The organism is Kitasatospora sp. NPDC036993, assembly GCF_055607525.1.
Map to the genome: position 1 here is coordinate 361,720 of NZ_JBVJRP010000005.1, position 21,540 is coordinate 383,259.

A 21,540-nucleotide genomic window follows, 5' to 3' on the forward strand; every position below is an offset into this window, starting at 1 on the left:
CATGAACTCGATTACTGACCCTTACGAACTACGCGCCGGTGTGCCCACCGTCGAGGTCTTCCGTCGCCTGCGCACCGACGCCGGCCTCTCCGACAAGGCCCCCGAGGCGGTCGCGCTCGCCCTGCCCAACACCTGGTACGGCGTGGTCCTCCACCACGCGGGCGAGCCGATCGGCATGGGCCGGATCATCGGCGACGGCGGCACCGCGTTCCAGATCACCGACATCTGCGTGCACCCCGCCCACCAGGGCCACGGCCTCGGCCGGCGCATCATGGCCGCGCTCACCGGGGAACTGGAACGCCGGGCGCCCGCCACCGCGTACGTCTCGCTGATCGCCGACGGCCCGGCACGATTCCTCTACGAGAAGTTCGGCTTCGCGGACACCGCCACCCACGGCTCGATCGGCATGTACCGCCTGATGGACGGCGGCTGACGGCCCCGCCGGCGGCACTGTCGGTGGCGCCGTGTGTACTGGGGCCCGACCCGCTGTCCGACCCGGAGGTGCCGCCGTGGCCCGTCTGTACGTCCGTTCCGGCCTCGACCCCGACGAGCCGGACGCCCCGGTGGCCGTCCTGGTCGCCGACCCCGACGGCACCCCCGGGGAACAGGCCGTGGAACGGCTCGGCGGGAACTGCTACGAGGGCGACGAGGTCCTCTACCTGGTGCAGACCGACGGCTGGGCCGAGCACGCGTACGCCGACGGCCGGCTCACGGTCGGCATCGCCGTCCACCCGGCCGTGCTGGATCGGACGGAGAGCAACCCGGCGGACTTCCCGCTGCGCTCGGCCACCGACCCGGAGGCCCTCGTCGTCCTGCGCGCGGAGGCGGCCGTCGCCCCGGAGGTGGCCGACCGGCTCTCCGAGGGCGCGATGGTCCTCGTCGCCGCACCGGACACCCCGCTCGACGACCTCCTCGGCCCCGACGGCGACTGGCCGATGCTCCTCGCCCCGCCCCCGCCCGCGCCCCCGATACAGCCGTAGCCGTAGCCGTAGCCGGGGGCCGGGCGGGCGGTCAGAGCGGGAGGGCCTGCCAGCTGCCGAAGGCGGTGGGCGTCGTGCCCGTGCGGTAGTGGACGCGGCCGTCCGTGCCGATGGCGAACAGGTGGAGGACGCCGGCGCCGTCGACGGTCGCGGCCGGGTGGTCGAGGACGGTGCCGCCGAGGTCCTGCCAGGGGCCGTAGCCGGAGTTCGGGGCGTTCTGGGCGGTGGTGCTCACGCCGCCGCCGCGATTGCGCTCGAACAGGACGACCCGTCCCGCGAGGGTGGCCGCGGCCGGCTCGCCCACTCCCCCGTGTCCGCCGAGGGCGGCCGGGGCCTGGCTCCACGAACCGCCGGGCCGGACCTGGTAGCTGACCAGCATCGCGCCGGTGCCCACCTCGCGGTACGCGAGTTCGATGCGGCCGTCCTGGTCGAGCGCGGCCTTGGGCGGGCTCGCCGGCCGGGCGCCCGGGATCGCGCCGGGGGCGCCGAAGGCACCGTTCGGAGCGCCCTGCCGCCAGCCCAGGATCCCGTTGCGGGTGCTCGCGAAGACCTCGATCGCCCCGGCGCCGTCGCGGATCGCGGTGACCGGGTCCTGGAGGTCGGTGCCGCCCAGGTCCGCCCAGGTGCCCGCCCACGCGCCGCTCGGGGCGCTCTGCCCGGTGGTGCTGAGGCCGCCGCCGCCGTTCTTGACGAAGATCTCCAGCCGCCCGTCCTGGGAGGCCGCCACCACGGGCACACCGACCTGGGACTCGTTGCCGGACCCGGCGTTGGGGTTGCCGTGGTCGGTCCACGCGTCCGACCACCAGCCGTTGGGCGTGCCCTGCGGCAGGGAGACGATGTGGTGGTCGGCCAGGCGCCGGGCGAAGACCTCCAGCCGGCCGTCGGCGTTGGTGCCGAGCGTGATGCCGGGGGCCAGCCGCCCGCCCGGGTCCGCCAGCCGCAGCGGGCCTCCCCAGCTGCCGTCCGGCTGACGCCAGGACGTGTGGAGGGCCCCGGCCCGGACGACGAAGACCTGCGGCCGGCCGTCCTGGTTCACCCCGGCCCAGGAGGTGCCCCGCGACCAGCGGTAGTACATCCGGGAGAACCAGGAGGGCAGGTAGTTCCCCGACGAGTGGTCGTGGCTGGCGTACGCGGCGAACACCGCGTCCTTGGTGGCGGTCGTCGGCTGGTCGAGGTTGGCCGGGCAGTCGCCGATGTTGTAGTCCCGGTAGTTCACCTGGATCAGGGAGCCGCCGTACAGCCGGCCCGCCTCGCCCGCGAACTTCGCGGCGGCTACGTGGTCCCTGTGGTCGCCCGAGTAGCGGCTGTCCGGGAGTTCGTCCTGGGCCCTGAGCACGGTCGGCCGGTACGTCGCCATCAACTGGAGCAGCACCTCGACGACGTCCGCGGCCGTGTAGGTCGACGGCCCGGACAGCGGGCTGCCGACCGGGACGATCGTGGTGTCGGTGGCGCCGGCCAGGACGTCGCCGAGCTTGGCGTCGTGCAGGTTGAGGAAGACCAGGTGCACCGGCCGCCCCTTGAGGACGTACCGTTCGACCTGCTTGCCCGCCACCGTCCAGGCCTCGACCGTCCAGTGCCCGACCTCGTCGGTCGCCGGGTCGGTGTCACCGACCCCGGCCATCCGGGAGTAGGCGTTGACGGCGCCCATCTGCCGGTTCCAGGTGCGCAGCGGCTCGCCGGCGGTGTCCCAGCAGACCGTGGCGCACGGGTCACCGCTCCCGTTCCCGGCGGTGACGAACACCGTGACGGAGGGCGTGCCGTCCGCGATCGCGCTGGACAGGTCCGGGTTCATGAACAGGATGTCGTCGTCCTCGTGCGCGACGACCTGCATGAACAACGGCCCGGAGCCGATGGCCCCAGCCGCGCCCGGGGCGGCGGCCGCGCGGGTCTCGGTACCCCTGGCCAGGACGGGCGCGGCGAGGGCGGTGAGCGCGACGGAGGTGAGGAGTTGCCGTCGTCCGACTGCCATGCGATTCCCCCAGTCGTGAGGTCGGCATGTGTCCATGCCAAAAGGAGGTTAACGCACGGACGGGCGCGCGGTGCCGCACTTCGCACAGCGCGCATTCACGTTCCGGCCAAGGGATATGACTGCTTGTCAGGCCGTCTCACCGGGCGGATCGCCGAGGAGGCCGGCGACCAGCCGACGGGCGTAGTCGGCGTCGAGGCCGGAGGGGCGGAAGAGGATCCGGTACATCAGGGGGGCGACGACGCGGTCCATCGCGGTCTCCACCTCGGGGGCGTCCTCGCCGCGGGCGCGGGCCCGGGCGAGGACGAGGTCGAGCTGCTCGGCGGCGTAGGCCGAGCACTGGCCGGCGTTGCCGCCGTCCGGGTCGCCGAGCAGGGTGTCACGGACGTAGGCGCGGCCGGAGGCGGAGCCCATCTCGTCGAGGAACTGTGCGGCCCAGGCCGTGAGGTCGGCGCGCAGGTCCCCGCGGTCCTGCGGCTCGGCGTCGGGGCGCAGCCGTTCCACCGCGACGTCCGACAGCAGCTCGGCGAGGTCGCCCCAGCGGCGGTAGACCGTCGACGGGGTGACTCCGGCCCGCTGGGCGACCATCGGCACGGTGAGCTGTTCCCGGCCGACTTCCGCGAGCAGCTCACGCACAGCGGTGTGCACCGCCTCCTGGACCCGGGCGCTGCGCCCACCCGGGCGGACCATCTGCCGAGGACTCATACCGTCATCTTAAAGCGCAATCCTTGCGTTTAGCCCGGGGGTCCGTCCGCGGGGAGGACCGGTGCGAGCGACCGCGCGGGCTGCGTCCGCTCGTAGGCGTGGCCGACCCGCAGCAGGGTCCGCTCGCCGAGCGGCCGCCCGAGCAGTTGCAGGCCGATCGGCAGGCCCGCCGCGTCCCGGCCGACCGGGACGGACAGCGCGGGCACGCCGGTGACGTTGGCCGGGGCGGAGAGCCGGACGTAGGCGTCCGCGACGCTCTCGACGGTGCCGTCCGGCCAGGTGACCGCCTCCTGGCCGGCCCGCACCGCCGTCATCGGGACCGTCGGGGCCGCGATCACGTCGACCTCCGTCAGGAGTCGCGCCCAGGCCTCCCTGATCAGCGTCCGGGCGCGCTGGGCGCGCAGGTAGTCGACCGCGCCGATCAGCTCGCCGGCCTCCAGCAGGACCCGGACGTCGGCCTGGTACAGCTCGGGGACGGTGCGCAGCGTGGCCGCGTGGTAGGCGCTGGCCTCGGGCGCCACCAGGCCCCACAGGGTGGGCAGCAGGTAGCGGGCCATCGGGATCTCGACCTCGACGAGCCGGGCGCCGAGCGCCTCCAGCCGGGCGACGGCGCGGTGGACGGCGGCCGCCACCTCCGGGTCGACGTGGTCGACGTAGTAGTCGGCCGGCACGCCGACGCGCAGGCCCGTCAGGTCCGGGTCCGGCTCGGGCCGGTAGTCGACGGCGGGGGCGGCCGACGAGGCGGGGTCGCGCGGGTCGTGGCCGACGAGGGCGCCCAGCACCAGGGCGGCGTCCTCGACGGTGCGGGTGATCGGGCCGACGTGGTCGAGGGACCAGGACAGCGGGGTGACGCCGTGGCGGGGCACCAGCCCGTAGGTCGGCTTGAGGCCGACCATCCCGTTCAGCGCGGCGGGCACCCGGATCGACCCGCCGGTGTCCGTGCCGAGCGCGAAGGTCGCCGCACCGGAGGCCACCGCGACGGCGGATCCGCCGCTGGACCCTCCGGCGATCCGGTCGCGGTCCCAGGCGTTGCCGGTCTGCGGGGTGGTCAGGCCGTAGGCGAACTCGTGGGTGTGGGTCTTGCCGGCCAGGACGGCGCCGGCGGCCCGCAGCCTGGCGGCGACGGTGCTGTCGGCGGTCGCGCGGTGGCCGTCCCGGACCCGGGAGCCGGCCGTGGTGGGCGTTCCGGCGACATCGATCAGGTCCTTGAGGCCGACCGGGACGCCGTGCAGCGGCCCCCGGTAGCCGCCCCGGGCGATCTCCCGTTCGGCCTCGCGCGCCGTCTCGCGCGCCTGGTCGCGGGCGACGGAGACGTACGCGCCGAGGTACGGCTCCACCCGGTCGAGGCGGCCGAGGACCGAGTCGACCAGTTCGACCGGGGAGAGCCGCCGCTCGCGGATCTCCGTCGCGGCGGCGGCGAGGGTCAGCTCATACGGCTGCATCGGGGTTCTCCCCTCCCGCGCGGTAGACGGAGGCGGGCGGGGTGTCCCCGAAGTCCAGCTCCCGCAGGACGGCGACGACGGAGCCGATGTGCTCGGCGGTGGCCGCCACCGCGGCGTGGCGCTCGGCCGGCAGGGCGAGTCCGGCCCTGGCGGCCCAGCGGGCCGCCTCGGGCGGGGTGAGTTCCGTGGGGTCCATCGGTTCGCTCCTGTTCGTGGGCGGCTTGGCGCCATGTCGGTTCGGCGCCTCGGCAGCTTGGCGGCCGGGGCGGAGGCCGGGCACCCCCGCGCCAAAAGCCAAGAATTTGCGTTAGTGCGACTGTAGGTTCTACCGTCGCGCTAACGCAAACGCATTGCTTTTACAGCGGAGGATCCGTCCCCATGCCCAGCACCCCCATTCCCTCCTGGACGGTCGGCGACCTCACCGTCCACCGCATCGACGAAGTCCCGCTGCCGCCCGCGACCGGACCGTGGCTGCTGCCCGGCGCCACCCCCGAGGTGGTGGCCCGCCAGGACTGGCTGCGCCCCGACTTCGCCGACGCCGACGGTGTCCTGCGCCTCGACAGCCACAGCTTCGCCTTCGTCCTGGACGGGCTGCGCGTGCTCGTCGACACCGGCATCGGCAACGGCAAGGAGCGGGCCGACCCGGCCTGGCACGACCTGCGCACCGACTACCCGGAGCGGCTCACCGCGGCCGGCTTCCCGCCCGACGCCGTCGACCTGGTGCTCCTCACCCACCTGCACGCCGACCACGTCGGCTGGAACACCCGGAAGGCCGACGGCGCGTGGGTGCCCACCTTCCCCCACGCGCGCTACGTCACCGCCCGCGCCGAACGGGAGTTCTGGGCCGGGTACGCCATGGACGAGGCCCGCACGCAGATGTTCCGCGACTCGGTGCTCCCGGTCGAACGGGCCGGGCTGCTGGACCCGGTCGACGTCCCGGCCGGGGGCCTCGAACTCGCCCCCGGCCTGCGTCTGGTCCCCACCCCGGGCCACACCCCGGGGCACGTCGCGGTCGAACTGACCAGCCGCGGCCGGACGGCGCTGATCACCGGCGACTGCGTCCACCACCCCGTCCAGCTCGCCCACCCGGCCATCGGCGCGTGCGTCGACATCGACCCTCGGCAGTCCGAGGCCACCCGCCGGGCGCTGCTGGCCTCCCTCGCCGGCACCGACACCCTGCTGCTGGGCACCCACTTCGCCCCACCCACCGCCGGGCGAGTCGTCCCCCACGGTGACGCCTACCGGCTGCGGCCCGTCCACGCGGCCTGAACCCGCTGCCTGAACCCACCGGCCGCGAGGGCGCCGCCATCGCGACGGCGCGCCACCGCTCGCGCCTCCCGTTCGCCCCCCGACCTTCCAGTGGACTCGTCCGAGCGCCGGTCCGATCAGCTGACGAGTCGTAGGGTCGAGGGCACCCGCTTCGCCGAACCGGGGTCGTGCCCGCCCCTCCGGGGAGCGGGCGGGACGAGTGGACGGCAGGAGGAGTTGAGGACACTGGGCGCGGTCATCGAGCCCTTCGGGCAAGGATGGGTCCACTTCACCGACTTCGGCATCGCCCTGGTGCTGGCCAGCGCGATCGGCCTGGAACGGGAGATCAGACAGAAGGCCGCCGGGCTGCGCACGTACACGGTCGTCGGCCTCGGCGCGGCGCTGTTCACGCTGGTGAGCAAGTACGGCTTCAGCGACGTGGTGCGCTCCGGAGAGGTCACACTGGACCCGTCCCGGATGGCCGCCCAGATCGTCTCCGGGCTCGGCTTCATCGGCGCCGGGGTGATCTTCGTCCAGCGCGGCTCGATCCGCGGGCTGACCACGGCCGCCACCGTCTGGCTGACCGCCGCGATCGGCACGGCGGCCGCGGCAGGACTGCCGCTGCTCGCCACCGCGGCCACCGCCGCCTACTTCTTCGTCGGCTACGTGCTGCGGCCCCTGACCCACCGCCTGCCGAGGCTGCGCGCCCGGCCGGCCACCTGCCGCATCACCTACACCGCGGGGCACGGCCTGCTCCGCACGCTGCTCGTCCGGATCACCGCGGAGGGGTTCACCGTCGCCGAACTGGCCGCCGTGGAACCGGCCGCCGCCGACCGGCCCGCCCCGCCGGGCGATCCGGACGACGGCCACCCCGACCCGGACGACGGCCAATGCGGAGGCGAAGGTCCCGGCCCGGACGGCCGGATCGCCGAGGTGACCGTCACCCTGCACGGCCGCGGCGACCTGCCGGCACTCACCGCCGAACTGGCCCGGCTCCCAGGCGTGCTGGGCTGCGCGATCAGCCGGATCGACGACTGAGACCGGCCTCCGTGCCCTCCACCGGGGGCCTGCGGACGGCGAGCAGAGCGGTGTCGTCCGTCAGCCGGCCGCCGGTGTGCCGCAGGACGGCCGCGGCGACCTCGTCCACCAGGCGCCCGGGATCGACCACGCCGAAGCCGCCCGCCAGCCGGTCCAGGTAGTCGCGCAGGGAGAAGAAGGCACCCGCCCGGTCGCGGGCCTCGGTCACCCCGTCCGAGACGATCAGCAGCGTCTCGCCCACACCCAGGCGCAGCCGCCGGACCTCCGGCAGCCCCCGGCCAGCCGGGCCAGCCCGAGCGGGGCGCCGTCGCCCGGCGGCAGCTGCCGTACACCCCCGGGGCCGAGGACGTGGGGGGCTGTCGTGGCCGAAGTTGACCACCTCCACCTCCCCCGGCGCATCCGCGGGGAACCAGACGACCACCGCCGTGGCGAACCGCTCCTCCCGCTCCCCCAGCTGCTCCGCCAGCAGGTTCTGCCGGTGCAGCCGCTCCTCCAGCCAGGACGCGACGGTGGCCAGGTCGGCCTCGTGGAAGGCGGCCTCCCGGAAGCAGCCGACCAGGGCCGCCGCGGAGGAGACCGCCGGCAGGCCCTTGCCCTGGACGTCGCCGAGGAGCACCCTCGCCCCGAACGGGGTGGCCAGCACGTCGTAGAAGTCGCCGCCCACCCGGGCCTCGACGTCCGCGGCCAGGTAGCGCGCCGCCGAGTCCACCCCGCCCCAGCCCGGCGGCACCGGGCGCAGCACCACCTGCCGGGTGGTCTCTGCGGTGCCCTGGAGGTGGGGCGGACGTAGGCGGCGGCCTGGGCGCGCAACATGCTGATCGGCACCGAGAGCAGGGCCCCGGCGATCACCAGCAGGAAGTCCTCGCGAGGCCGCCGGGCCGGGGTTGCGCCCAAGGTAAGGGGACAGGCCGCGGCGGGGGCGGCGCATCGGCGTCGTGGCTCCGCCGCCCGCACGTTCGGCCCAGTCCGGCCGCCTCCCCAGACGTTCCTTCCGGGCCCGGCGCCCGCTCACCGGGTGCGGCCTTCCGGGTGCGGCCTTCCGGGTGAGGGGGCAGGGTGGTGGGGCACCGATCCGCCAGGACCGTCGGAGCGCTCCGCGCCCCCCGGCCGTCGACCGCAGGAGGCGCCATGCGCACCCGGAAGATCCCCCGTCGCAGCCTGGCCCTGGCCGCCGCCCTCGCCGCCCTGCCGGCCGCCCTGCTCACCGCCCCGGCCCAGGCGCAGACGGCGACCGGCGCCCCGCCGGTCGGCTTCGTGGAGCTGCCCGCCTCCTCCCTGCCGTCCGGCCACGCGACGCGGGCGCTCACCGTCACCTACCGCAACGACGCCTCGACGGACCGGACGGTGGCCCCGCAGATCCTCGTCGAATCCCCCGCCACCGGCCCCTTCCTCAGTCCGTCGAGCATCCGGCTCGAAGCCCAGTCCCCCGACGGCCACTGGCACACCACGCCGCTCGCCAGCCAGACCGGCACGCTGTACACCGCGCTCGTCCCGGCGAAGGTCGTCCTGCACGGCCACCGCACCCTCACCGAGCACTACCGGATCACCGTCGTCGCGTCGGCCCCGGTCCAGGGGACGGTCGAACCCCGGGTGGCCGTCTACGGCTGAGGCGGCTCCGCCGCCGCGGTGGTGCCGGGCGATGCCGCCCGCCACCACCGGTTCATGCCCGTCGCCGTGAGCGGGCGCCAGACCCCGCCCGACTGTCACCGGCTGCCCCGAGGTGACGGGCACTCGGATCCGGGTGTTCCGGCGCGTCGAACCCGGGTGGGTGACATTCGGCGGGCAACGGATGGAACGCACCCGAGGTGCGGGCGACGCCCGAAACATACTGATGCCACCCGATGACCGTCGCGGCGCACCTGCGCATACCCGCAGGTCCAGCCCGCACGACGGTGTCCGTGCATCGCCTCTCAGGAAGTTCCCGTCCATGAACAAGAAATCCCTCCGAAGATCCCGTGTCAGATCCATCGCCATGCTGTCGACAGCCGCCGCCCTCGCCGCGACCGTCAATCTGGCATCGACCACGGCAGCGCTGGCCGACGCGATCACACGATCCGTCAGCACGGACCATGCGAACGTGCCGGGCCCGAACGGCGCCGTGACCTCCGACCTCGTCCACCGCATAGCCACGCGAGGCTCCGGCGGAGACCACTGCTGCGAGGACCACTGCGGCTGCGGCCACTCCTCCGGGCAGCAGGGTCCGCAGGGCAGCCAAGGCGCCCAGGGCAGCCAGGGGCCCGTCGGAGCACAAGGGGCCCAGGGCAGCCAGGGGAACCAAGGTTCCGTCGGCGCCCAGGGCTTCCAGGGAACCCAGGGCACCACGGGCGCTCAAGGTGCCAACGGGGCTCAAGGTGCCACTGGTGCTCAAGGTTCGCAGGGCACCACCGGCACCCAAGGGGTCCAAGGTACGCAGGGCAGCCAAGGCGCCGCCGGTGTCCAGGGGACCCAGGGCGTCGCCGGCACCCAGGGCGCGCAAGGCTTCCAGGGTGACCCGGGCACCATCGGTGCCCAAGGCAGCCAGGGAATCCAGGGTGCCACCGGCGCCCAGGGCGCAACAGGCAGCCAAGGAACCCAAGGCGTCCAGGGCACCACCGGCGCCCAAGGAACCCAAGGCACCCAAGGCGACCCGGGCACCACCGGCGCCCAAGGAACCCAGGGAACACAGGGCGCAACCGGCGCCCAAGGCGCAACAGGCAGCCAAGGAACCCAAGGCGTCCAGGGCACCACCGGCGCCCAAGGAACCCAAGGCACCCAAGGCGACCCGGGCACCACCGGCGCCCAAGGAACCCAGGGAACACAGGGCGCAACCGGCGCCCAAGGCGCAACAGGCAGCCAAGGAACCCAAGGCGTCCAGGGCACCACCGGCGCCCAAGGTTCAACCGGCGCCCAGGGAACCCAAGGCGCAACCGGCGCCCAGGGAGCACAGGGCGTCCAGGGCTCCACCGGTGCCCAGGGGTCACAGGGCACCCAAGGCAACCCGGGCACCACCGGCGCCCAAGGAACCCAGGGAACCCAAGGTGTCACCGGTGCCCAGGGCTCTCAAGGCACCCAAGGCGCGACCGGCAGCCAGGGGTCGCAGGGCACCCAGGGAGCGCAGGGCTTCCAGGGCACCCAGGGGCCGGCCTCCGGAGCGCAGAGCGTGGTCATCACGGCCACCGGCACCGGTACCGCCACGGCGGTCTGCCCCACCGGGACGCACGCGGTCGGCGGTGGCTTCCAGGGGCTCGCCGTGAACGTCACCGCCAGCGAACCGGTCGGAGGTTCGGCCACGTCGCCGGCCACCGGATGGCAGGTCAACAGCCTGGTGGCACCGCTCGCCCAGGTCACCGCGTACGCGGTGTGCGCGCCTTAGGCACCCATCGGGAATCCGGTGGTGCCCGCGCCTCCGCCCGCGGAACACCCTCCAGCTCACTCGGCTCCGCCTCCCGCGGGCCGGGTGAGCTGCCCCATAGGAACGGCAAGGTGGAAATCCTGTGAAACGAAGATGGTTATGGAAGGGCCTCGCCGTCACGGTGGCCGCCGCGGCGGTGGCGGGCTGGCTCCACCTGGCCACAGGCGGCGCCACGGGCACGGCCCCGCCGGGTCCGGGGGCGGCGGGTCCAGGGGCGGCGGGTCCAGGGGCGGTGAGGTCCGCTCCCGCCGCGGTCCCGCCCGGCGAGGTGCTGCTCCAGGAAGGGATCAAGCAGGGCGAGTTGAGGAACCACGACCTGGCGGAGAGCATCTTCCGCCAGGTCCTGACGCTGGATCCCGGCAACAAGCTGGCCTGGTACAACCTCGGTGTCGTCGCCCAGCAGAACAACCGCTCCGCCGATGCCCTCACCGCCTACGACAGCGCGCTGAGGACCGATCCCGGGTATCAGCCGGCGCTCTTCAACAAGGCGGTCCTGCTCGGGCCGGACGACACCGACCAGGCCGTCTCGATCCTGCGGAGGATCGTCGCCGCGGACCCGAAGGCCGCCACCGCGCATCTGAACCTCGGCTACGACCTGGCGAAGCAGGGCCGCCGTGGTGAGGCCGAGGAGTCCTTCCGGACCGCCGTCCGGACCGACCCGTCGCTACGGCCCCTCGTCCCGGAGGAGTTCCGGGACTCCGTGAGCACGGATCCGACCTCAGAACCGACAGCCCCTCAGACAGGTGCCAACCGATGACCCCGCTCGCCACACCGAAGTTCTCCGTCTTCACCCCGAGCCACCAGCCCCGCTTCCTCGACGAGTGCCTCGCCACGCTCAAGGCGCAGAGCCGCTCGGACTGGGAGTGGATCGTGGTGCTCAACAACGGCGCGCGATGGCGGCCCGAGCATCCGGACGACCGCATCAGGGTGGAGGTCAACGACGGGATCCGGGGCGTCGGGGCGGCGAAGCGCCGGGCCTGCGAGCTGGCGAAGGGCGAGATCCTCGTGGAGCTCGACCACGACGACCTGCTGGCCGGCGACTGCCTGGCGGAGCTGGCGACGGCCTTCGACGACCACCCCGACGTGGTGTTCGTGTACAGCCACACCGCCCAGATCACCGAGGACGGCGGCCGGGACGACTCGCGCTTCAACGAGGAGCACGGCTGGCGGTACGAGGAGACGGAGGTCGACGGCCGCCGGCTGTTGCAGGTGCTCGCCATGGCGCCGACCCCGCACAACGTCTCGTACATCTGGTACGCGCCCAACCACGTGCGGGCGTTCCGCAGGCTGGCCTACGAGCAGGTCGGCGGGTACGACGCCACGCGCACCGTGCTGGACGACCAGGACCTGATGTGCCGCCTGTTCCAGGCCGGGGACTTCCACCACATCGCGCGCTGCCTGTACCTCCAGCGGATGCACCCGGGGAACACCCAGCGGGACACGGAGGTGAACGCCCACATCCAGCGCGAGACCGTCGCGCTGTACGACAAGTACATCGAGGCCAACGCGCTGGCCTGGACGAAGCGCCGCGGGCTGCTGGCCCTGGACCTCGGCGCGGCGCACCGCAAGCCGCCCGGCTACCTGGGGGTGGACCAGTACCCCGGGGAGGGCGTCGACCTCGTCGCGACCCTGCCGGGGCGCCTGGACCTCCCGGACGACTCGGTCGGCGTGCTGCGGGCGGTGGACTTCCTGGAGCACGTGCCCGAGAAGATCGCGCTGATCAACGAGCTGTACCGGCTGCTGGCCCCGGGCGGGATGCTCCTCACCATGACGCCCAGTTCGGACGGCCGGGGGGCGTACCAGGACCCGACCCACGTCGCCTTCTACAACGAGAACTCCTTCTGGTACTACACGGACGACCAGTACCGGGCCTTCGTCCCGGAGATCCGGGCCCGGTTCCAGAGTTCGCGGCTGGTCACGTACTTCCCCACCGAATGGCACTCGCGGAACAACATCTCCTACGTCGTGGCGAACCTGATCGCGATGAAGGACGGCGCCCAGCGGTGCGGGGGTCTCCTGCTGGTGTGAGGGGCACGGGCCCGGGACGGCCGCCGGGTGCGTGGGACGCGCCCGGCAGCCGGCTCAGGTGCGCTTGAAGAACTCCACCTCCGCGAGGGCGATGGCGCGGTCGGGGCCGGTTCCGGCGGCCTCGCGGACGGTGAGCCTCACCTGGGTCACGTCGCTGATCCCGGTCGGCACGGTCTGCGGGCCCGGCTGGTCGTTGAGCGAGACCTGTTGGGTGTGGACCTCGCCGCCCTTCTCGGTGACCTCCAGGGTGAGGACGGTCGGGCGGGCCTGCTGCCGGAACTGCTGCGGGTCCGCGGAGCCGCCGGTGTGGATGATCAGGTCCACCAGCCGGAACGGGGTGCGGAAGGAGAAGGTGACGGAGTCCCCGGTCGCGGGCGCCCCCCAGTAGGTGTTGCTCAGGCCGTCGTCGGCCGCGGCGGCCGGATGGCCCTCGGCCGCGGCGCTCGCCGAGGTGGCGGCCGGGGTGACCGGCGCGGTGCCGCGGAGCTTGTCCAGCACGTCCTGGAAGCCCCGCTGACCGGCCGGGTACAGCAGGACCCCGGCGACGACCAGCGCGATCAGCACGAGCAGGGCGATGGTGCGGCGCAGCGCGTTGCCCGAGCCGCCGATCCGCACCCGGCGCCGGAACGGCCAACGGGTGCGCCACCAGGGCAGTTCGGGCGCGGCGGCGGCGGTGGTCAGCGGTGCGGCGCAGCGGCGGCAGAACTTCCGCTCGGGCAGGTTGGGCGTGCCGCAGCGGGGGCAGGGCGGGCCGTCCTGGGTCTCGGTGGCCTCGGCCGCGCGGACGACGGGACGGGGTGCGACGGGCTTGGCGGGCTGGACGGCCACCGGGTCGGCCACCGGGTCGGCCCGCGGTTCGGTGGCGGGGGCCGGTGGCTGGGCGGGGGCCGGGCGGACAGGGGCGGTGCCCGGGCTCGGGGGTTCGGCGGCGGGCGGGGGCGTCGGCTCGGCGGTGGTGGCGGGGACGGGTGGCTCCTCGGCCCTGGGCTCCGGCCGGGGTTCCGGCCTGGGTTCCTCCTTGGGTTCCTCCTTGGGTTCCCCCTTCGGCTCTGCCTTGGCGCGTGCCGTGCGCCACGACCCGTTCCGCCGCGTGGTTCCGGCGGGCGCGGGCTCTGGTGCGGGCGTCGGAGCGGCCGTCGGAGCGGCCGTCGGCTCGGGCGCGGGCTCGGCGGGTGCGGGCGCGGTCGCGGGCACCGCCGCAGGCGCGGCCGCGGCGCCGCGCGACCAGCCGAGGTAGGCGCCGCAGTTGCCGCAGAAGTCGTCCCCCTCCCCGTTGGCCGTTCCGCATTCGGGGCACACCGGCATCCGTCAGCCCTCCGTTCGCCCGGGTGGGCCGGGCAGGATCTCCACCCGGCAGGTCAGATGGACCGGACAGCCCGCCCTGACGACGGATCGCACCTGGTCCTCGTCCGGTGCCGGACCGCGCAGCGGCCAGACCCGGACCAGCACGTCCCCGCCCGGGGCGGGCGGCAGCCCGGCGTCCGGGTCGGTGGACCAGGAAGCGCCACCGCCGTCCACGATCTCGGCTCCGGCGCCGAGCACCAGCCGCAGCCGTTCGGTGAGGCCGCGCCGGGTGCCGCGCCAGCGGTGCAGTTCCACGGCGCGCTCGACCACCGCGCGGCGCACCTCCACGGGCCAGGCCGGGTCGGTCTCCACCGCGACCCAGGAGGCCAGCCAGTCGAGGAAGTCGGCGGGGGCGAGGCCCGGCCGGAAGTACGCGGGCAGGTTGTCCAGGGTCGCGAAGACCGGGGCGAGGACGGTGTCCAGGCCTGCCGTGAACCGCTGGGCGAGGTCGTCGTCGGCGAAGAGCGCGGGCAGCAGCGCGCCGATCGGGTGCGGGCTGGGCAGCCCGGGGACGGCGGCACGGGTCATGACGCCCCGTCCTCGGCGACCGCGGTGACCACGACCTGGTGCTGGTGCGAGAAGACCAGCGCGTCCGGCGGGACCTCGACCCGCTCGGCGGGCGCGCCCCGGCGCCCGGTGATCGGGTCCGCCGGGAAGAGCCGCAGCTCCTCGACGCCCGCGACGGGCGCGACCCGCTGGAGCACCGCGAACACCTCCCCGTACTGCACCGCCCGGCCGAACGGCCAGCCGGTGCCGTCGGCGCCGCCGCGCAGCGGGTTGAGGTACCGGTACAGCGCGGCGAGCACCTCCTCGCGGACCCGGTCGGGGTCGGCGGAGCGGGTGGTGAGCCGGGCGACCACCGTCACGCCCTGGTAGGTGGGCGGCTGCACGACGAGCCGGGTGCCGATCAGCCGCCGCTCGTCGAGGGCCGTGGCGACGGCGGCCAGCAGCTTTTCGTCGGGGATCAGCTGCTCGAACCGCAGCCGGTCGCCCTCGTCCGCGACGGCGTCCGGGACCACCAGCACCCGTACCGCCCCCGCCTCCGCGCCGCCGGCCGGGACACAGCTGACCCGGGCGGCGGACGGCGCCGCCTGCCGGGCGATCAGCTCGAAGTCCCCCGCGGTGACGGCGCGTTCCTGGAGGCGCAGCTGGTGCGGGGCGCGCGCCTTGGCGTTCTCGACGGTCTCGCCGTCGACCCCGCCCCTGGCCGCCTCCCGGTTGTCCACCCGGGCGATGTACGGGACGGAGCTGCGCAGCACCGTGACGGTGTTCCTGGCGACGTTGCCCGCGATCCCGCCGCCGGTGCGGTAGTGCGGGACGCGCAGCTGCGCCCCCTTGGGCGGTACGGCGCCGAAGGCGCGCAGGCTGCCGTCGGGTTCGCGGACCGCGGGCGGGAAGAGGAACTCTCCGGTGGTCGCGTCCAGCACCACGTGCCGGTCGGCGGGCGAGGACTCGCCGAAGTGCTCGACGACCGTCCACCGTTCCCAGCCCTCGCCGGCCGCGACCTCGACCACCGGGGGCTCGCCGTCGAGCAGCACCGGCGGGCGGGCGAGCCGGAAGCGCTGGCCGGCGACGCCCTCGGAGGAGCCGAGCGGCGCGCCGGTGACGGTCTGCGCGTGGACGGCGGTCGCGGTGCCGCCGACGGTGAACACCTCGGCCCGGCGGATGGTCGGGGACTCGGAGTAGAACGGCTGGCCCGGACGCGGCTCGGTGACCCGGCAGCGCAGCCAGCCGGCCCGGCGGCCGGCGACCACCGAGGCGGTGTGCCCGGCGGGCACGAACACCACCACCTCGCCGGGCCGGTTGAGGCCGCCGGTGGTGTCCTCGCCGGTCTCGCACGGGATCCAGCGCGCGCCGTCCCACACCTCCCAGGCCAGCGGCGGCTGGCGCGGGTCGACGCCGACGCCCTCCACCCGGCTGTCCAGCCGGACGACCAGGATGCAACGCGGCACCACGGCCGGCAGGGCGAGGAGCATGGCGTCCCCGGCCACCGGGCGGTGCTGGAAGCAGGGCACGTCCGTACCGTCGGCCAGCCGGGCCGTGACGTCGGACTGCTCGCCGGAGGCGGAGACGGTGACCAGCCGCTCCAGCGAGCTGGGGACGACCGGGAGGTCCTCGGCGGTGGAGAAGACCACCGCCTCGTCGGTCTCGGTGCGCAGCGTGGAGACCTCGGTCCCGGCCCGCAGCAGAACCGTTTCCGGCTGCGGGGCGGAGAGCCAGAAGTCGACCTCGGCCCGGGCCGCGGCGGGCGGGAAGAGCCGGATGCCGAGCAGGTCGAGGAAGGCGGCGTAGTTCTTCTCCGGCACCCGGTTCAGCCGGTAGAGCAGCTGGTCGACCAGGTAGGCGAAGGTCTCGATCAGGGTGACGCCAGGGTCGGAGACGTTGTGGTCGGTCCACTCGGGGGCGCGCTGCTGGACGTACCGTTTCGCCTCGTCGACGAGCTGCTGGAAGCGGCGGTCGTCCAGGTTCGGGGAGGGCAGGGCCATCAGCTCGCTCCCCCGGCCGTCGTGGCGAGGGCGTCCGCGGCCGGGTGCTCGGGGATGGTGTAGAAGGGGAAGACCAGGTTGCGGCGGTCGTTGGTGGCCCGCACGGTGTAGTGGACGTCGATGTAGAGCGTGCCCTCCTCGACGCTGTCGAAGGCGATCACCACGTCGTCGACCTCGATCCTGGGCTCCCAGCGCTCCAGCGCGATGCGCACCTCGCGGGCGATCCGCCCGGCGGTGGTGCTGTCCCCCGGGGCGAAGACGTACTCGTGGATGCCGCAGCCGAACTCGGGGCGCATCGGCCGCTCGCCGGGAGCGGTGCCGAGGATCAGCCGGATCGCCTCGGCGAGTTCGCGGTCGCGCTCCACCATGCCGATGCCGCCGGTGGCGTTCACCCGGAGCGGGAAGGCCCAGCCGCGGCCGATGAAGCTGCCGGTCATGCCGCGCCCCCGATCAGGACGTTGAACGCGCCGGCGACGATGGTGGCGCCGCAGGTCGTCTTGTCGCCCATCCGGGCGGCGGGCAGGCCGCCGATCAGCACCACTCCCCCGGTGACCGCGCCCGGCGAGGGCATCACGAGGTTGCCGGGGCCGAGCGCCAGGTGCGGGGGGACGACGCAGGCGTGGACGGTGCCGACCACGGCGGCGGGCCGGCCGCCGATCAGCACGGTCGCCACCTTGAGGGCGGCGCCCGGCGGCGGGGTGGTGAGGGCACCGCCGTGGTCGGTCGGGTCGCCGGTCCGGGCTGCGGGGGGCATCTGCGGTCTCCGTTTCCGTGGGTGCCCCGCTGGTCGTGGGCACGCGCTTGCTGCCTTACTCGATGTGACGTTCCGTCAGTTGATCCGCACGAGGGCCCCCTTGAGCACCGCCTGGGCGCCGCCGTCCACGGTGACCGCCGTCGTGCCCCGCACGGTGACCGATCCGCCGCGCACGTCCACCGTCCCGGTGCCCGCGTCCAGGGTGATGCCGGAGGGGGTGAGCCGCACCGTGCTGCCGGCCGAGCCGCCGAGGCCGTGGACGGTCAGCACGATCTCGCCGCGCTGCTGGTCCAGGCTGACCTCCAGCTTCCCGTTCCCGCTCGCCAGGTGGACGCCGGACCTGCCGCCCGGCACGTCCAGCAGCTCCATCCGGTGGCCCGAACGGGACACCACGGAGCGGCGGTTGACCTTGCCGGAGCCCGCGTCGACCAGCGGCACGTCGTGCGGGGAGGGCCGGTCCACACCGTTGTAGAGCCCGCCCAGCACGTACGGGCTGTCCAGGTCGCCCTGCTCGAAGCCGACCAGCACCTCGTCGTTGACCTCGGGGCTGACCACGCCGCCGCCGCCGGCGCCGCCCCACTGCACGGTGCGCACCCAGTCGGAGACGTAGGTGTCGTCCAGCCAGGGGAACTTCAGCTTCACCCAGCCGCGCTGCCCGCCGCCCGGCTCCCGGACGTCGGTCACCACCGCGACGGCCAGGCCCGGCATCCGCGGCCCGCGCGGCGGGGCGTTGCCGCCGCTGGTCAGCCCGGCCAGCGAGCGGTCCGGGGCCGCGCTGACCACCACGGTGGTCCGGTAGCCGCGGAACGGTTCGAGCAGGTGGCGCACCCCGGTGGCGGTGTAGCGGCCGGAGAAGGCGGCGCCGACGTTCCCCAGGGCGACCGCGGTGCCGGCCCGCAGCCGCGGGTTGCCCTCGGCGACCACCTCCAGCTCGCCGAAGCCGGCCGCCACCGAGGCGGCCAGCGACCCGGCCACGGCGGCGGTCTCCGCCTGGGTGCGGTACGGGGTGTCGGCGACGGTCAGCTTGGCCTTGCCGGGGAAGGCGGAAGCCACCACCGAGGGGCTCATCCCCGGCTGCACGGTCCTGGAGGTCACGGCCGGCTCGGTGGCGACCAGGGCGCTCTTGGTGGTGACGTTCCAGCCGCGGGCCTCGACCGTGTCCGCGCCGCCGGCCCCCGTCAGCACGCCGCGCAGCTCCAGCAGGTTGCGGCCGTACTCCAGCACCAGCGGGTTCTGCGGCGCGGGGGTGGAGGGGGCCGGCGCGCCGGAGGCGGGATCGGGCCGGACGAACTCCAGCTTCCCGTCGTCGTCGACCCGCACCTGGGCGCCGCTCTCCTGCGCCAGGAACTGGAGGAACTCCCAGTCCGGCACGTTCGCCTGGGAGAGCTGCTGGTGGACGACCGGGAAGGCGTCGACCTTCCCGCAGGTCAGGCCCGCGCCGGTGGCGACCTGGCGGACGATGTCGGCGGTCGTCATGTTCCGGAAGGCCTTCACCCGGCGCCCGCGCATCAGCCGGTGGGTGACCGCCGCGGCCCGCACCACGGTGTACGAGCCGGTGGTGTCCACCTCCAGCTCCAGCGCGGTCACCTCGCCGGTGAACAGCCGGGCCCGGGTGTTCCCCTGCACGGTGACCACGGAGATCCGCAGCGGGGTGCCGATGGTGATCCCGGTGGCGGAGAGGAAGGTGTGGTTCGCGTCCCGGAAGCTCAGCACCGCCGTGTCGGGCAGGCCGACGCTCTCCTCGATGTCGCAGGAGACCAGCTGGGCGGCCCAGACCGGCGGCAGCGGGCCCGGCGCCTCGACGACGGGATCCGCGGCGAAGGACCGGCCGCCCCGGGCCTCGGGTGTGGTCACGGCCGACCGCCCTGGGGCTGCCCGGTCCGGGTGAGTTCCTCGATCCCCGGCACGATCAGGTCCACGCCGGGGACCAGCGTCAGCGGATCGTCGATGTCGTTGGCCTCCGCGATGGTGCGCCAGGCGGTGGCGTCGCCGTACGCGCGCCAGGCGAGCAGCGGCAGGCTGTCGCCGGCGATCACCCGGTGGGTGCTGCGGGCCTCCGGCGAGCCCGAGGTCGGGTTCTGGCCAGCCGGGTCGACGCTCGCCTCGTCGATGCTGAGCGAGCAGACCGCCCGCAGCGGCTTCCCGTCGACGTCGAACAGCGAGTAGGTGACCGAGAGGCCGGTCAGCACCCCGTTGAACGACGTGGTCTTCAGGGTGCCCCAGTCCAGCCGGATCCACGGGCTGGCCGGCGTCTTGCGCGCCAGGCTGGCCGGGGTGGGCACGCACGCCGTCATCAGCTGCTCCACCGCGCGCTCCACCGAGTTGTCGTGGGTCGCGGTGGAGTCCAGGAACACGTCGAGGGAGAGCGAGCGCGGACCGCTGCCGACGAACTCGGGCAACGCGGACTCGCCCGCCATCCGGGACGGGGTGCGCCGCCACTCGGTGGTCTTGCGCAGCACCAGCGTCGCCGGGTTGAACTGGAGCCTGAGCCGCGCGAGCACGCCGCCGGGCTGGGCGCCGACCGTGGATGGGGGCTCCATGATGGTCAGTTGGGCCCGGGTGACGCTCGCGGGGACCGCTGGGGACATCCTGGTGCTCCTTCCGTGGGTCGAGGGGGCTCGCTGAGGGGACTCGCTGCGGGGGCGGGTGGAGGTCAGGAGGGGCGCAGGCCCGCGTGGGCGATCTCCAGGGTCTCCATCGCGGCCAGGGAGTTGGCGGGGTCGAAGGACGGCCCCTCCCAGCGCACCGGGACGATCCCGAGCACCTGCCAGCCGACGATCCGGCTCAGGTCCGGCCGCAGCGCCACGATCTCGCCGTCCTTCGGCTCGACCTTCCGGACGATCTCGGACAGCCAGCGGGCGATCTTGGTGGTGTCGGCGGTGACCGCGCGGGTCAGCGTGATGTTCGACCAGGTGATGCGGCCCGGCAACTGCCAGGCGAACCCGTTGTTGCCGCCCTCCGCGTACTGCTCGATCTCGACCTGGGCGCCGAGTCCGGAGCAGGTGGTGAACTCGCCCAGGTCGTTGCCGCCGATGGTCAGGCTGAAGAACACACTGGACGCGAAGATGGTGTCGGTCATCGGTTCCGCTCCCTGCTTCCGGTCACTTCGCTGCGGCCTCCTGTCGGCCTTCCGCCTGGTCTGTGTTCTGCGCTGCGCTCGGCTCGGCGCTCCGAGCTGCCTTCCGGCGCGGGCTCAGCGGCGCATGTCGTACGGTCTGCCGCCGCGCTCCCTGCCCCTGCGCAGTTCGGTGCGCAGCAGTCGGCCGACGGGTTCGACCAGGCGCCGGGCCAGTTCGTCCAGGTCGGAGGGGTCGGCGGCCGGATGCGTGGCCGGCGCGCCGGGGGTTCCGCCAGGGGTTCCGCCGGGGGCCCTCGCGGGCGCCGGGGCGGGCTGGGACGACGGGGCGAGCTGCACCGTGGTGGGTGTGCGCGCCGGCACGGCGGTCAGCGGCACCCCGGTCAGGCCCGCCTGCTCGGCCACCCGCTGCAACAGCCGCGCGGTGCCGGGTGGGTGCGACGCGGTCGGTACCGGCGGCGCGGACGGGGCGGGCCGTACGGCGGCGGTGCTCGTGGCGTGGCCGGGCGGCAGCAGGGCGCGGGAGACGACGGGCGCGGCCGCGGTGGCGGTGTACGGGCCTGGTGCCGGGTTCGTGCCCGCGACGGCGGGCGGCTGCGCCGGGGCCGGCTGCGGAAAGCGCAAGGGGGTCGGAAGGCGCTGGATCGACGGAGTCGTCACGGGCCTGAGCCGGACGACCGGCGGGCGCGGGGTGCTCACCCGTGCGGACGGCGGGGTGGCGGCGCCAGCCTGAGGGGCGGGGTGGTCCGCGCTCGTGGCACTGGGCTGTCCTGCCCATGGCGTCGCGGGAGCGCTCATGGTCGGGACTGCCGCAGGGGTTCGGCCGGGCGGGGCGTGCGGCGGGTCCGCGGGGGCCGCCGCGGTCGGGGTGGCGGCGGGCGCCGCCGGACCTGCCGGAGCCGACGAAGCAGACGGAGCCGACGGACGCCGGGAGAGGGAACGTTGCACCGCGGCCATGAGCCCGCGCGACGCCTCCGCACCGGCTGCGCCGCCCGGCCGGGTGGCCGCCGACGGGGTGCGGGGCTGCGCCGGACTCCCCTGCGAGGCGGGCTCCCTGGTCGCGGTGCCGCTGCCTCCGGCGC

General features: G+C 74.6%; 22 protein-coding genes. 8 read left to right on the plus strand and 14 right to left on the minus strand.

Annotation, left to right across the window (positions count from 1 at the left end; all coding sequences use genetic code 11):
• Position 1: 1 nt before the first annotated feature.
• On the plus strand, positions 2–433 hold the full coding sequence (locus ACZ7C5_RS13275) for a GNAT family N-acetyltransferase (RefSeq protein ID WP_401082248.1): 432 nt from the start codon (positions 2–4) through the stop codon (positions 431–433).
• A gap of 76 nt (positions 434–509) precedes the next feature.
• On the plus strand, positions 510–980 hold the full coding sequence (locus ACZ7C5_RS13280) for a hypothetical protein (protein ID WP_470322612.1): 471 nt from the start codon (positions 510–512) through the stop codon (positions 978–980).
• Between the two features lie 31 nt (positions 981–1,011).
• On the opposite strand, the gene ACZ7C5_RS13285 is transcribed toward ACZ7C5_RS13280, so the two are convergent.
• The 4 genes from ACZ7C5_RS13285 to ACZ7C5_RS13300 form a co-directional block, all read right to left on the minus strand.
• Complete coding sequence (locus tag ACZ7C5_RS13285) at positions 1,012–2,949, minus strand: DUF8189 domain-containing protein (protein WP_470322613.1); 1,938 nt, start codon at positions 2,947–2,949, stop codon at positions 1,012–1,014.
• 126 nt (positions 2,950–3,075) lie between these two features.
• Positions 3,076–3,651 carry a TetR/AcrR family transcriptional regulator gene (locus tag ACZ7C5_RS13290; protein WP_401082257.1) on the minus strand — a complete coding sequence of 192 codons (576 nt, stop codon included), beginning with the start codon at positions 3,649–3,651 and terminating at the stop codon, positions 3,076–3,078.
• 29 nt (positions 3,652–3,680) lie between these two features.
• On the minus strand, positions 3,681–5,093 hold the full coding sequence (locus ACZ7C5_RS13295) for an amidase (RefSeq protein ID WP_470322614.1): 1,413 nt from the start codon (positions 5,091–5,093) through the stop codon (positions 3,681–3,683).
• Positions 5,080–5,289, minus strand: a complete 210-nt coding sequence (locus ACZ7C5_RS13300) for a hypothetical protein (RefSeq protein ID WP_401082264.1) — start codon at positions 5,287–5,289, stop codon at positions 5,080–5,082. The genes ACZ7C5_RS13295 and ACZ7C5_RS13300 overlap by 14 nt, the downstream gene beginning before the upstream one ends.
• A 182-nt stretch (positions 5,290–5,471) precedes the next feature.
• On the opposite strand from ACZ7C5_RS13300, the gene ACZ7C5_RS13305 reads away from it, so the two are divergent.
• Complete coding sequence (locus ACZ7C5_RS13305) at positions 5,472–6,362, plus strand: MBL fold metallo-hydrolase (protein WP_470322615.1); 891 nt, start codon at positions 5,472–5,474, stop codon at positions 6,360–6,362.
• A gap of 216 nt (positions 6,363–6,578) precedes the next feature.
• Positions 6,579–7,379, plus strand: a complete 801-nt coding sequence (locus ACZ7C5_RS13310) for an MgtC/SapB family protein (RefSeq protein ID WP_401082270.1) — start codon at positions 6,579–6,581, stop codon at positions 7,377–7,379.
• Here ACZ7C5_RS13310 and ACZ7C5_RS13315 read toward each other — a convergent pair.
• A complete protein-coding gene (locus tag ACZ7C5_RS13315; protein WP_470322616.1) occupies positions 7,360–8,124 on the minus strand; it encodes a PP2C family protein-serine/threonine phosphatase in 765 nt (254 codons plus the stop codon). The genes ACZ7C5_RS13310 and ACZ7C5_RS13315 overlap by 20 nt on opposite strands.
• A 383-nt stretch (positions 8,125–8,507) precedes the next feature.
• Here ACZ7C5_RS13315 and ACZ7C5_RS13320 point away from each other — a divergent pair, with 383 nt between their 5' ends.
• The 4 genes from ACZ7C5_RS13320 (at position 8,508) to ACZ7C5_RS13335 (ending at position 12,798) form a co-directional block, all read left to right on the plus strand.
• Positions 8,508–8,987, plus strand: a complete 480-nt coding sequence (locus tag ACZ7C5_RS13320) for a signal peptide protein (protein ID WP_401082276.1) — start codon at positions 8,508–8,510, stop codon at positions 8,985–8,987.
• 319 nt (positions 8,988–9,306) lie between these two features.
• A complete protein-coding gene (locus ACZ7C5_RS13325) occupies positions 9,307–10,731 on the plus strand; it encodes a collagen-like domain-containing protein (protein ID WP_470322617.1) in 1,425 nt (474 codons plus the stop codon).
• Positions 10,732–11,002: 271 nt separating this feature from the next.
• Positions 11,003–11,527 carry a tetratricopeptide repeat protein gene (locus ACZ7C5_RS13330; RefSeq protein ID WP_470322618.1) on the plus strand — a complete coding sequence of 175 codons (525 nt, stop codon included), beginning with the start codon at positions 11,003–11,005 and terminating at the stop codon, positions 11,525–11,527.
• Positions 11,524–12,798, plus strand: a complete 1,275-nt coding sequence (locus ACZ7C5_RS13335) for a glycosyltransferase (RefSeq protein WP_470322619.1) — start codon at positions 11,524–11,526, stop codon at positions 12,796–12,798. The genes ACZ7C5_RS13330 and ACZ7C5_RS13335 overlap by 4 nt, the downstream gene beginning before the upstream one ends.
• 54 nt (positions 12,799–12,852) lie before the next feature.
• On the opposite strand, the gene ACZ7C5_RS13340 is transcribed toward ACZ7C5_RS13335, so the two are convergent.
• The 9 genes from ACZ7C5_RS13340 to ACZ7C5_RS13380 form a co-directional block, all read right to left on the minus strand.
• Entirely contained in the window at positions 12,853–14,103 is a 1,251-nt protein-coding gene (locus ACZ7C5_RS13340; protein ID WP_470322620.1) for a zinc ribbon domain-containing protein, read from the minus strand.
• A gap of 3 nt (positions 14,104–14,106) precedes the next feature.
• On the minus strand, positions 14,107–14,670 hold the full coding sequence (locus ACZ7C5_RS13345) for a phage tail protein (protein WP_401082291.1): 564 nt from the start codon (positions 14,668–14,670) through the stop codon (positions 14,107–14,109).
• Positions 14,667–16,628 (minus strand): putative baseplate assembly protein, encoded by a 1,962-nt coding sequence (locus tag ACZ7C5_RS13350; protein WP_470322621.1) that lies wholly within the window; start codon positions 16,626–16,628, stop codon positions 14,667–14,669. The genes ACZ7C5_RS13345 and ACZ7C5_RS13350 overlap by 4 nt, the downstream gene beginning before the upstream one ends.
• Positions 16,628–17,065, minus strand: coding sequence for a GPW/gp25 family protein (locus tag ACZ7C5_RS13355; RefSeq protein WP_401082297.1), 438 nt, complete (start codon positions 17,063–17,065; stop codon positions 16,628–16,630). The genes ACZ7C5_RS13350 and ACZ7C5_RS13355 overlap by 1 nt, the downstream gene beginning before the upstream one ends.
• Positions 17,062–17,382 carry a PAAR domain-containing protein gene (locus ACZ7C5_RS13360; protein ID WP_188294800.1) on the minus strand — a complete coding sequence of 107 codons (321 nt, stop codon included), beginning with the start codon at positions 17,380–17,382 and terminating at the stop codon, positions 17,062–17,064. Before ACZ7C5_RS13360 ends, ACZ7C5_RS13355 begins: the two co-directional genes overlap by 4 nt.
• Before the next feature lie 75 nt (positions 17,383–17,457).
• On the minus strand, positions 17,458–19,236 hold the full coding sequence (locus ACZ7C5_RS13365) for a VgrG-related protein (RefSeq protein WP_401082301.1): 1,779 nt from the start codon (positions 19,234–19,236) through the stop codon (positions 17,458–17,460).
• Complete coding sequence (locus tag ACZ7C5_RS13370) at positions 19,233–19,970, minus strand: CIS tube protein (RefSeq protein WP_188294798.1); 738 nt, start codon at positions 19,968–19,970, stop codon at positions 19,233–19,235. Before ACZ7C5_RS13370 ends, ACZ7C5_RS13365 begins: the two co-directional genes overlap by 4 nt.
• A 65-nt stretch (positions 19,971–20,035) precedes the next feature.
• Positions 20,036–20,461 carry a phage tail protein gene (locus ACZ7C5_RS13375; RefSeq protein ID WP_188294797.1) on the minus strand — a complete coding sequence of 142 codons (426 nt, stop codon included), beginning with the start codon at positions 20,459–20,461 and terminating at the stop codon, positions 20,036–20,038.
• A 114-nt stretch (positions 20,462–20,575) separates the two neighbouring features.
• Entirely contained in the window at positions 20,576–21,082 is a 507-nt protein-coding gene (locus tag ACZ7C5_RS13380; protein ID WP_470322622.1) for a hypothetical protein, read from the minus strand.
• Between the last annotated feature and the right edge of the window lie 458 nt (positions 21,083–21,540).